We start from the raw sequence: 10009 nt of genomic DNA on the forward strand, positions 1-10009 counted from the left end.
CGCATGATTGCGTCTGCGCTCCGCGCAATCGCATTCCCAATGGATGTAAAGAAACATTTCAGTTTCTTCAGAGAGGGGTAATGACATAAAGCTCCACCTCATGCATTTTTGAGCTGAACGCTTGACATGAGAGTGGTTCCGAACAATTTAAAGAAATCAATCTCTGCCAACAGCTCATCGATGGGAATAACCACGACGGGTGCTGAAGCTGAAGCTTCGTGCATCCGTTTTTTTGTCTCTAGCAACCAACACAACAAAGAAATTAATCATTTGGAAGGAAAAAATGAATCCACTAAACAACTATAACTTTAGGTATTTTACCTATTTAGCTTTGCTCACTACCCTGTTAGCAGTACTAGCAAAGTTTGATGGAAGCGTCACTGTGCAAGTCACACCTTTAAGCTTACGAGTTGAAGTGAACAATCATTCTGTTGGGTGTCCAATTGACCTACAACTGCCGGAGGTTCAGCCCACGCTACCTGAGCAGGAGTTGGCTTAGGCTTAGTAGGGCAAATAAATGCTCTGCTCAGGGGCAAAGTAAAAACTAAAACACTTGTCTAGACAGTATTTCAGCCCGTCAGTTTTTAGATGAATTAACAGTTCAATAGCAATCAGTGCTGCTGCTTGAAAGCTTCTAGTCATAAGCTTTCTAAAATTACTTTGCCTTGATATTACCTTTATTAGTTCTACCCCTTGTTCAACGCAAGTGCCTGTGCAATTGAGTTTTTGTCAACTTAAGACAAATTGAATCACCTACACTCCATATAGGAGTTCATAGCCATGACAAAAAATCAGTATAGTCGTCTATTCAAATTGACTGCTAAGCTCCTCAAATATTTCTTGCTAGCAATATTCACCTTTGTGATCGCCTGCATTCTATCAATGGGTTTTGGGGCTTTGAACATTTTCGCAGTGCTGCTGCCTTTTGCAGGAAATTGGTTTTGTAAGTTGGGAATTCTCCTGTTGTGTTTGATGACAACAACAATAATCTTAGAATCCTTGCGTTAAATCCAACCTATATTCCGCTGATTGCTGAAATGCAGTTCTGCTCTATACTCATATTCAACTCTCCATCTCAGCCGCCTGCGGCTCTGCTACGTAGTACGGAGACGCAGGCGCGTTCGGATACATCTGCATCGCTTTCGCCGTTGGCATCCATTCATCCGACGCCAACATCACACAATGCACACCATCTATCGTCGTTGACGCTAAAGCTATTCGCTGTTTGCGTGCCCAGTCAAACCATTCTTTAAAGCCAACAGCAACGGCTGACTTCTGTGGCTTTGCACCATTCTTGCAGCTACTAATAAACAATCCCTCTGGATTCTTACACCAACCATCTGCGATCGCTTCTCTCACCCGTGCTAAAGCATTATTCACGTTCCCCCAGTGTCTCAGAACAGCACTCATGCACGCCTCTGGGTTGATACGAAGTTGTCGCAGTTCCCGCCTTATCTCACTAATTTCCTCTTGACAAGGTTTATTAGACTCTATCTCTTTTGAAGTCGTAACCGTTTTGACTTTGCAAACGACGACGGAATAATTGTCCTCACGCTTAATTGGCTGGTTAGACAAATCGACCGAGGTTTGTTTATCAACGCAGAGAGTATCCGTGGGTTGGTCGGGTTCTTCCTGGTTACTAACTAACGTGGCTTGCTCTTCCGTAATTAGACATTCACTAACCAACCTGGCTTGCTCTTCCTCAACTAGTTGTTCACTAGTTAACTGGCTTTCTTCCCATCGGGCGACCTGGTTTTCTAGAGTATCCCAATCCACCTCCAAATTTTCTCCCACAGCAGCGTCTTGTTGTGTGTGAGAAATTAATTTTGAATCTAAGGATGATGAATCTATGTATGTGGCGCATTTTTCTACCACTAGTGGTTCATGATTACACTGCTGTTGGTTCCCGAATACACCACTAGCGGTGTATTTTTTCTTTGAGCACAAATACTGTAGTATTACATCTGTATCCATCTTGTAAGCATGACTGGTATCAGTGGGAAACCAGCCAGCTTTTTCACGAACCAGTATGCCCATCTCAACCAGTTCTCTAAGGTGCTTGTGAATGGTTTTTTTACAGTAGCCCAAATCTGCCGCTACGTCATTAAGAGTTAGCCTCACCCACTTATTCAAGCCTTTTGCTATGCGTGTTTTCAACCATCCATCAATCCAGGTTAGGATAGCCGCTTTGGTTCTGCCAAATGCTTCCTTGTATTCTTTGAGGATATTGATGGGATGATTGACTTCACCCAATACAGATGATGTAAATGTTGTCATGTTGTTTTACGAGGAACCTTTCGACTCCCCATCCTCTTTAAACCTCTACAACGGTGTTATGCGCTTCTGAAGCGCTATCTAGCTCGTCCAATAGAAATGCAAGTACTTGGTTCCCCTTCTTGCCACCATCAAGAGTCGCTTTGTGTTTCAAAAAAGCGACATAATCTCTAATTGCATTGCTTCACCATCTGCCCAATCTGGTACTTGGGTAGTGACTAAGTAACATAGTTGTCAGTAACCAAGCTTATTAATCCTTGCTTTGACAATTCGCAAGCAATCCAAAACCTCGAACAATGCGTAATCAGGACAAGACTCCATCTCATCAATAATCATTTGCCTGATGTTTACTGACTTCGCTTGCTCTGTGCGTTCTCTTTGCCTTTCTCTTAGCTTTTGCTCAATTACTTGGGTGAACTGTTCTTCCGAGGTAACTTCAATCCCTGGTGTTTCTCTTACCTTGTCCATGTAAGCGTAAAACGCTTCGTTGTCGTCTCGGTTGACAATAAAGTAGGCTCGTAGCTCCTCCTTGGTCATCGATTCAAAGTCCGGCTTTGTCATTGCTCGCTACTCCCATTGCTGCCTTGTTTATGAACAAAGACTGCACAAGATGATGTTGTCGCTTGTCAGTTGTTTTACAAAATATTATATCCTAATTGTAGTGCATTGTTGGCAAATGCACTACTTTGACTGATAAGAAAATTGAACCCGCCTTATCGTGACGAAGAAGGCGGGTTTTCTTTAATAATTTTCAGAATGCGATCGCGTTGTTGCCTGAGAGATTCGTTCTCTTCTCTCAGGCTTAGGATTTTCCCATCAACTCATCTTGCCGCTGCTTGAGTTGAGAGATTTCTTGCTCGTGCCTGTCCAGCAACTGTTTTACCTCGCTTAAGTTGACTTGGTTTTCTGTTGTGCTTTTTAGGTAGTTCATCATCAACTCAATTATTAGCTGAGATGGTTTTTTGCCTTCCATCTCAGCCTGCTTTGTAAAATCGTCTTTCAAAGCGCTGCTGACCCTAAACGCCATTTGTCCGTCCGCTTTTGTTTTATTCGTCATTTCTTTGTCGCATCTGTTGTCTAACTTTGTCTGACATTAGTATAGATCCTTTCCCACAAAGATTACAGGTTAATGCATAACAATGTTTGACATTGCATTTCATTTGCGTTATCATATACATATAAGGCAAAAAGCAACGCTCCTGTCCTGAGAAAACAAAGCGTCGCTTTCGTGTAACCCAACTCAATACAAGTCAGGTAATCATATAATGACTCATCCATTTTACACAGAACAACAGTTAAGCGTCAAAGCTCTTTGCAAACTGAAAACCATCTATACCCAGATTGGCTGTAATGTAGACGTTGCTGACAAGCGTCGCAAACATGCTTGGGTTGAAGCGATTGTTATTCACCAGTCCTCTCAAATTCAAGCGATTGCTCAAGCAGAGTTAGAACAGTACATCGAAGAACAAGCAGCAGCGATTGCACCAGAAGAGTTTAATTCAGACAGAATTACGTTAACCACTCGCGAAATTACCTTTTATGACCACGAGGTTTTAGCAGGTGAGGAAGTGGTAGCTGAGATTCACTATGACCACAACAATTTTGAGACACAGCGCTGGGTTGTGTACATCAGCGGCAAAGAATTCAGACGCGGTCATACGTTCGCTAAAGCATTTGGAATTGTTTGCCACCACCATACTTTCAATACTTTACCAAAGCATCAATCAGAAGTTCAACCCACACAAACCAGTAACGCAGTTCTTGCTCAAATCAGTGTTGCGGCTGACGAGTTTGGGTTAGAGCTATTGGATGATGGTATCTATAACGGTGATGTAAAGCTGGGTGAAGTGGGTTACAACAACGGTAGTTGGTGGGTCGTACGTTCTGCTTCACTACACCAAGAAAATATTCCGTGTGACTCTGTAAAAGAGGCAGTGTGGTCGTTGTGTATGTGTCGGAATAAGCCACGTGAACTACGTACAAGCCCTCCCGTTCTTATTGCTGAATTGCTTGATAAACCGTTTGACGAAGTGACTCCGTGCGAGTGGCGCATACTTCAAGATTACGATTTCTCGCTTGTAGCTTAATTAACAAGTGACCTTAGAACTGTTCTAAGGTCACACAAATATTAATCATTAAGGAAGAACAATGCAAATTAAAACCGTAGCTATTTCCTACCACCGAAAATTTAACCTAGGCGATTTTGAATCAATTGATATTGGCTGTGACTTATGGGCAAGTCTTGATGAAGACGAAGATTCAGAAGCTTGTACTCAGTTCCTTTACATGCAAGCAAAGCAAGCGGTAAAAGACGCTGCAATGCCCGTTATCAAAGCCTCCGAGTATCAACGTATGAAAATCAAACAGCACAAGCGCGTTATGGGTAAACCCGTAGTGGAAGATTCTATTGATGAGGAGGAAATCTAGCGATGGCAATCAAAGGATTGACAGACAAGCAAGCTCGATTCCCCAAAATTGGGACTATTCGCAAAGGTAGTCCCAAGCACGAGGGCAAGATGGGGCGTGACCTCACCTACTTCCGTTTTGATACCCAAGACTCGGACGCAGCACAAGCATTTCTTCAAGCATACGGCAAAGAACCACGTGAAATAAATGTGATGCTTCCATATCAACAAACTGAGCAAGTATTCCCTTCTTGGATGGAAGAATGGGCAGCTTCTTCTTTAATAAGACGGTGCGATGGTGAACAACAGTGTTTGTATCTTAATAGCGATCGCAAGTCCTACAGCAAAAAGCCAATTCAGTGTGCTGCTCCTCAATGCAATTGTAAACCAGTCGGTCGGTTAACTGTGGTAATTCCAGAACTTCGTCGCCTTGGCTATGTTGAAGTATTGACTCATAGCAAGTTTGACATATTGGGTCTGACTGAGAACTTGGTAGCAATTGAGCAAGCTAGCGGTGATTTACGCGGTATTCCATTTGTCCTGAGTCGCACTCGGCGTTCTATCAGTGTGCCAATGGGTGAAAAGCGGGTGAGGCAGGATAAGTGGTTGTTGTCGATTGAAGCTTCCCCAGAATGGAGTCATCGTATGATTCAACAGCTAGAGGCAAAATCTATGCCGAGGGTCTTACACGAAGAAAATGAGCCAGCCCTCATACAACGAGTACCCGACTACACCGACAGATCAACAAAACAAGGGCTGGCTCATTTTCTAGGGGACAATGCGTCGCCAGCTTTACAGGGTTCTGATTGCAAACATGAGCCAAACTTCAAAATCACAGATGTCTAATAACCATACTGATTTAGAACAACCAGTAAACTTAAAAAGTATACCAGTTGAAGTTGTTGAATTGGAGCTATTGACTCTTGAGGAACAGCATTTACGTTTGCACCTTGAGCGCAAAGTTGAGCGTGCATTTTATGAAGCTGGCAAAGCTTTGATGGAGTTGCGAGACAGACGACTGTACCGTTCCACTCACAGGACGTTTGAGGAATACTGCCGCGAGCGCTTTGAGTATAATCGCTCTCGTTCCTACCAGTTGATTGATGCTGCAACTGTTATGGGTAATTTACAAGAATGTCCACAAATTGTGGACATTTTTCCGACCAAGGAAGGTCAAGTCAGACCTTTGACCAAACTCCAACCAGAGCAACAGCAACAAGCTTGGCAGCAAGCAGTGGAAGAAGCAGGTGGTAAAGCGCCGTCGGGTCGCATTGTCAAAGGTATAGTACAGCGTATTATAGAACGTACCAAAGTACCAAATCCTTATCGAGTGGGAGAGGTTTGTCAATTTGTTGTGAAAGATAATCCAGAACTGAGGGGCAAGAGCGGATGTTGGTGTATTGTCACTTCTGTAAATAATTTCAGTTGTACTGTTAATTCATCGGATGGAGATTATATCGTGAAAATGGAGCATTTGAAGTCGCTTGAATATTCAGATTCTGATTGTGAGCAGCTGCAACTGTTGTGCGATCGCCTGAGTAAACTTCGTAATAGCAGTGATTTGGAACAAGCAGCGGTAAGCGTTTTAAAGCATTTGGGAGAGGTAAAGCGTCCATACTTGACGCCTTTAGAAGAAAAGTTGTTGGGTGTTTTGGAACAGGAGTATGAAGCGACATAGCCTTTGTGTTCTCAACACAGGATGAGACACTTGCCGTTTCTGATGCCTATCCTCTGTTTTCCCCGTCTCTACAAGAATTTGAAAGAATTTTCAAAAACTCTGCATAAACCTACCCGGAAAACTCGACACCCCTATAGCAATCAGTTGAAGGGTAAGTAGAGTCTATGATGTTAACTCAAGAGCCACAATGTAGAGTTTGGCAAAAACCTGTTTATTCCAAAGCTTTGAGCTATGCTTCGTTAGCCATTTCAGCAATAGGCATAATTCTTAACAACCTTGCCATAGCAGCTATTCCTTTACTGCTTATAACACTACTTTTATATCTTCATCTTCAACAGACGTTTGAACCGAGTACAAGCAAATTAAACAAGAACGTTGCTTCTGAAGTCTCTACTTTCATACCACAACTTCCTACCAGTTCTCAGCGTGGACGTGTAGCAATTTTTATTGATGCAGAAAATCTGTATTTTTGTTCCAAAGAGGCGGGGGTCAAAATTAGGTACGCGCAACTCCTGAAAGAATTAACACAATCTGCTTCTGGGATAATTGGAGCATATTACTACACGAGCGTCAATCAAACCAATCTCAATCATTGTCGGTTTGTAGAAACTTTGCAGAGTATTGGTTATGAAATTATCCCGAATCAATTTCAAGAAAAAAATCGTGATTCGGCAATTATTGTTGATATGATGCGTTATCAGGATTTATTCGATACAGTTGTGCTGGTGTCTGGTGATGGAGATTTTTGCAATCCAGTACATTTTTTGAAGGAATCTCATCACCGAGTCGAAGTTGTTAGTTTCCCAGCAAACACTAACCAAAATTTACGAGAGATTGCAACTGAGTACATCGATATCTTATCACTACATAATGTGTCCCAAAAGGTTATAGATTTTAAACATTCTTAATCATTCATCAAGTTAATTCTCGTTTCCAGGCTCAACCTGGGAACGCCTACACACAAGGGCTACTGCCTCGATGATTTAAATTTTGATACAAGTTTAATTTTTGTCTCCAAATATGTCTGACCATAAGAATCGTCACCTATTTGTCTTAGCTGAAACCTCTATGAGCTATCAAGAGCGACTGGATAGAGAAGTGCAGCAGTTGATTCAACAAGCACTGCGAGAACATAGCTTTTTCAAAAAAGTTCTATTTTTGTCTCCAATTATGTTGGAGCATAAGAATCATCACATATTTGTCTTAAAAGCATTGCTACACAGCTTAAGAAGTCAAGCAAGTTCCATCACCAGTCTAATTTCTTTAGCAGAGCAGCTACCGGGTAGTTTGAAAGAAAACAACTTAGGCAGAAATCTTTGCCCTTATTACTACGAGGCTCTCAAAACTACAGAAGCCGACATTATAAAGAATATCGAAAAGTTTTCCCAAAAATATGAAAGTTTGGATATAGCTAATGCCACACCAGAGGTTGTCAGAATACATTTTATCAGATGGTACAACATGATTCTCAAGTGTGACTGCTATGATAAATGGCGTAGCGGTAAGAACAAACCAAACTCAGTGAGTTTAAATGAACCTCTTGGGAAAGATGGCGGAACAACAAAGGGAGAAAATATCGGTGATACTAATATTCTTCCTCCCCTCGAACAAGCAATTTTTGATGAAAATAAACGCCAGAAACAACTACTACTAGATTATCTTAGACAAGACCCTGACCAGACATTACACAATTGCGGTTCTAAAAAATATCCTGATTGCAACTGTTGGGAAATTTGCAAAAGATATTATTTGCAAGAACCTCCAGAAAAATGGGAGGAAATTCCCAAAGCTTTAAATGTTCCGTATGGAACTCTTACACCTCATTGGTATAGAAAATGTATACCTTTGTTAAGAGATATTGCTAAGAAATTCGGATTTGATGCGGAGTAAAAATTATGAATAGCACAATGAATCATTACTTTACTATACACTTAGCTCAAAAAGCGTTTGAATATGCACATAAATTTGCTGCACAACAAGCATCAGCAGAAAAAGCAAGGCAAGTTTATCTAAATACTTTGGCGGTTTCTGCTGTCAACGAATTTGTGCAAGAAGAACTGGGTTTTAGCACAGATTTGCAAGCAGGAGATAGCTGGAATCCGGTTGTGCGACTAGTTCATGATGTGGCGGATTTAGTTATCCCAGATTTGGGAATATTGGAATGTCGCCCGATGCAGCCAGAAGATAGAATAATTTCTCTACCGCCAGAAGTGCGAGAAAATCGGATTGTCTATGTGGCGGTTCAATTTTATGAGCAATTGAATAAGGTGAAACTACGAGGATTTCTCCCAGCCGTTGAGTTGGGTAAATATCCAGAAGAAATTGAGATTAGCCAGCTACAACCAATTGAAGAATTGATAGATTACTTGTATCGATTAGAAACGGCAATTTCAATTTTATTACCGGAAATAGAAGAGGTAGAAGAAAACGTACGGAAGATACTGCAAAGGAAATCAATTGCAGAAATCGCCGCACAATTGGAACTTGTTTATCGGACTTATGATCAGAGCGATTGGTGGAATGAAGGGGGAAAGGTTTTAGCTGGTAGTTCCTCTGGTGCAGGGGGAAGTACGCGTGAAAGCGGGTTAAAAGGCGGGTTTACGCGAGATGTTTCTGATGTTGAAGTTGAATTGAGGGATTTGGCTGAGGAGTTGTTGGAGAAGTTAGCAGAATTTTGGGGAGATGCTGCATAAATGGCGTTGGGGAAAACGATTGATTTTTAGAAGTAGAATTTAGCCAGGGAAAAAGAACAATGGATGAACAACGCCAGCAAGCTTATATCAATCTGATTCAAGCCTTACTCAACTGCCCCAGTGATGAAGAACCAGCTATATTAAGGGCTAATCAAGACTTGATTGATCAAGGCTTGGTACAGATAATGAAAGCGGTAGCCACAATGATGGCAGAAAACGGTAATACTAACGCAGCCCAGTTTTTGCAGAGTTGGGCAACACAACTGACTGCGTTGATAGACAGTACACCAACCGCACAAGATTATTATTCCTTTTTGATGCAGGTACTTCAAGCAACTGCAGAAAGCGACGGTAATCCGCAAGTTGTATATCCGTTGCTGGAAGCAAATCTAGATAAACTGGATGATAATTTTATCCAATTATTCCCAGCATGGGTAACAGAAAAATTGGCAACAGTAGAGTCAGGACAAGATGAATTTATTGCTACGATTATTTTTAACTTCTGCGGGCTTATCCAGAATTTTCACTTAAGCAAAAGGTCGTTAAATATAGATATAGCTATTACTGGTTATCTGTCAGTGCTGTTAGTTTTTACTCGTGAAGCTTTTCCTGTTGATTGGGCAAGGACTCAATACAATCTGGGAATTGCTTACAGTGATAGAATACGGGGATATAAAGCGCAAAATTTAGAATCGGTAATCGATGCATATCAACAAGCTTTGTTAGTTCACACTCATGAAGCTTTTCCTGTTGATTGGGCAATGACTCAATACAATCTGGGAGTTGCTTACAATAACAGAATATGGGGATATAAAGCGCAAAATTTAGAATTGGCAATCGATGCATATCAACAAGCTTTGTTAGTTCACACTCATGAAGCTTTTCCTGTTGATTGGGCAAGGACTCAATACAATCTGGGAGTTGCTTACAGTGATAGAATAAAGGGAGATAAAGCGCAA

Annotated in this window: 13 protein-coding genes and 1 pseudogene; 10 read left to right on the forward strand and 4 right to left on the reverse strand. The window is 41.5% G+C overall.

Features of this window, described 5'->3' with window-relative positions:
* Positions 1-283: 283 nt before the first annotated feature.
* Positions 284-499: a hypothetical protein gene (locus AC5JM2_RS03120; RefSeq protein WP_495833456.1), complete on the forward strand. Its 216-nt coding sequence runs from the start codon at positions 284-286 to the stop codon at positions 497-499.
* Between the two features lie 2 nt (positions 500-501).
* Here AC5JM2_RS03120 and AC5JM2_RS03125 read toward each other — a convergent pair whose 3' ends face one another.
* Entirely contained in the window at positions 502-642 is a 141-nt protein-coding gene (locus AC5JM2_RS03125; RefSeq protein WP_495833457.1) for a hypothetical protein, read from the reverse strand.
* 138 nt (positions 643-780) lie between these two features.
* On the opposite strand from AC5JM2_RS03125, the gene AC5JM2_RS03130 reads away from it, so the two are divergent.
* Positions 781-1008, forward strand: a complete 228-nt coding sequence (locus tag AC5JM2_RS03130; protein ID WP_495833458.1) for a hypothetical protein — start codon at positions 781-783, stop codon at positions 1006-1008.
* 54 nt (positions 1009-1062) lie between these two features.
* On the opposite strand, the gene AC5JM2_RS03135 is transcribed toward AC5JM2_RS03130, so the two are convergent.
* The 3 genes from AC5JM2_RS03135 to AC5JM2_RS03145 all read right to left on the reverse strand — a co-directional run bounded on the left by AC5JM2_RS03135 (position 1063) and on the right by AC5JM2_RS03145 (position 3331).
* Positions 1063-2277 carry a hypothetical protein gene (locus AC5JM2_RS03135; RefSeq protein WP_495833459.1) on the reverse strand — a complete coding sequence of 405 codons (1215 nt, stop codon included), beginning with the start codon at positions 2275-2277 and terminating at the stop codon, positions 1063-1065.
* A gap of 231 nt (positions 2278-2508) precedes the next feature.
* Positions 2509-2835 carry a DUF6887 family protein gene (locus tag AC5JM2_RS03140; RefSeq protein WP_495833460.1) on the reverse strand — a complete coding sequence of 109 codons (327 nt, stop codon included), beginning with the start codon at positions 2833-2835 and terminating at the stop codon, positions 2509-2511.
* A gap of 241 nt (positions 2836-3076) precedes the next feature.
* On the reverse strand, positions 3077-3331 hold the full coding sequence (locus AC5JM2_RS03145) for a hypothetical protein (RefSeq protein ID WP_495833461.1): 255 nt from the start codon (positions 3329-3331) through the stop codon (positions 3077-3079).
* A 208-nt stretch (positions 3332-3539) separates the two neighbouring features.
* Between AC5JM2_RS03145 and AC5JM2_RS03150 the strand changes: the two genes are divergently transcribed.
* From AC5JM2_RS03150 to AC5JM2_RS03185, 8 genes and pseudogenes are all read left to right on the forward strand, one after another.
* Positions 3540-4361 (forward strand): hypothetical protein, encoded by an 822-nt coding sequence (locus AC5JM2_RS03150; RefSeq protein WP_495833462.1) that lies wholly within the window; start codon positions 3540-3542, stop codon positions 4359-4361.
* Positions 4362-4422: 61 nt separating this feature from the next.
* On the forward strand, positions 4423-4701 hold the full coding sequence (locus tag AC5JM2_RS03155) for a hypothetical protein (protein WP_495833463.1): 279 nt from the start codon (positions 4423-4425) through the stop codon (positions 4699-4701).
* 2 nt (positions 4702-4703) lie between these two features.
* Complete coding sequence (locus tag AC5JM2_RS03160; protein ID WP_495833464.1) at positions 4704-5525, forward strand: recombination directionality factor; 822 nt, start codon at positions 4704-4706, stop codon at positions 5523-5525.
* Complete coding sequence (locus tag AC5JM2_RS03165; RefSeq protein WP_495833465.1) at positions 5494-6357, forward strand: hypothetical protein; 864 nt, start codon at positions 5494-5496, stop codon at positions 6355-6357. Before AC5JM2_RS03160 ends, AC5JM2_RS03165 begins: the two co-directional genes overlap by 32 nt.
* A gap of 164 nt (positions 6358-6521) precedes the next feature.
* Positions 6522-7265 (forward strand): LabA-like NYN domain-containing protein, encoded by a 744-nt coding sequence (locus tag AC5JM2_RS03170; RefSeq protein WP_495833466.1) that lies wholly within the window; start codon positions 6522-6524, stop codon positions 7263-7265.
* A 112-nt stretch (positions 7266-7377) separates the two neighbouring features.
* Positions 7378-8247, forward strand: a complete 870-nt coding sequence (locus tag AC5JM2_RS03175; RefSeq protein WP_495833467.1) for a hypothetical protein — start codon at positions 7378-7380, stop codon at positions 8245-8247.
* A gap of 5 nt (positions 8248-8252) precedes the next feature.
* Positions 8253-9050 carry a DUF1822 family protein gene (locus AC5JM2_RS03180; RefSeq protein ID WP_495833468.1) on the forward strand — a complete coding sequence of 266 codons (798 nt, stop codon included), beginning with the start codon at positions 8253-8255 and terminating at the stop codon, positions 9048-9050.
* 59 nt (positions 9051-9109) lie between these two features.
* Positions 9110-10009 (forward strand): annotated as a pseudogene (locus tag AC5JM2_RS03185) (CHAT domain-containing protein); the annotation flags it as partial.

The sequence above is a fragment of the Brasilonema angustatum genome (assembly GCF_059505445.1).

Excerpts from the sequence above, each read along its gene's own strand:
- AC5JM2_RS03175 (WP_495833467.1), top strand. The coding sequence starts at position 7,378 with ATGTCTGACCATAAGAATCGTCACCTATTTGTCTTAGCTGAAACCTCT.
- AC5JM2_RS03120 (WP_495833456.1), top strand. The coding sequence starts at position 284 with ATGAATCCACTAAACAACTATAACTTTAGGTATTTTACCTATTTAGCT.
- AC5JM2_RS03180 (WP_495833468.1), top strand. The coding sequence starts at position 8,253 with ATGAATAGCACAATGAATCATTACTTTACTATACACTTAGCTCAAAAA.
- AC5JM2_RS03165 (WP_495833465.1), top strand. The coding sequence starts at position 5,494 with ATGAGCCAAACTTCAAAATCACAGATGTCTAATAACCATACTGATTTA.
- AC5JM2_RS03170 (WP_495833466.1), top strand. The coding sequence starts at position 6,522 with ATGATGTTAACTCAAGAGCCACAATGTAGAGTTTGGCAAAAACCTGTT.
- AC5JM2_RS03160 (WP_495833464.1), top strand. The coding sequence starts at position 4,704 with ATGGCAATCAAAGGATTGACAGACAAGCAAGCTCGATTCCCCAAAATT.
- AC5JM2_RS03145 (WP_495833461.1), bottom strand. The coding sequence starts at position 3,331 with ATGACGAATAAAACAAAAGCGGACGGACAAATGGCGTTTAGGGTCAGC.
- AC5JM2_RS03135 (WP_495833459.1), bottom strand. The coding sequence starts at position 2,277 with ATGACAACATTTACATCATCTGTATTGGGTGAAGTCAATCATCCCATC.
- AC5JM2_RS03155 (WP_495833463.1), top strand. The coding sequence starts at position 4,423 with ATGCAAATTAAAACCGTAGCTATTTCCTACCACCGAAAATTTAACCTA.
- AC5JM2_RS03130 (WP_495833458.1), top strand. The coding sequence starts at position 781 with ATGACAAAAAATCAGTATAGTCGTCTATTCAAATTGACTGCTAAGCTC.
- AC5JM2_RS03125 (WP_495833457.1), bottom strand. The coding sequence starts at position 642 with ATGACTAGAAGCTTTCAAGCAGCAGCACTGATTGCTATTGAACTGTTA.
- AC5JM2_RS03140 (WP_495833460.1), bottom strand. The coding sequence starts at position 2,835 with ATGACAAAGCCGGACTTTGAATCGATGACCAAGGAGGAGCTACGAGCC.
- AC5JM2_RS03150 (WP_495833462.1), top strand. The coding sequence starts at position 3,540 with ATGACTCATCCATTTTACACAGAACAACAGTTAAGCGTCAAAGCTCTT.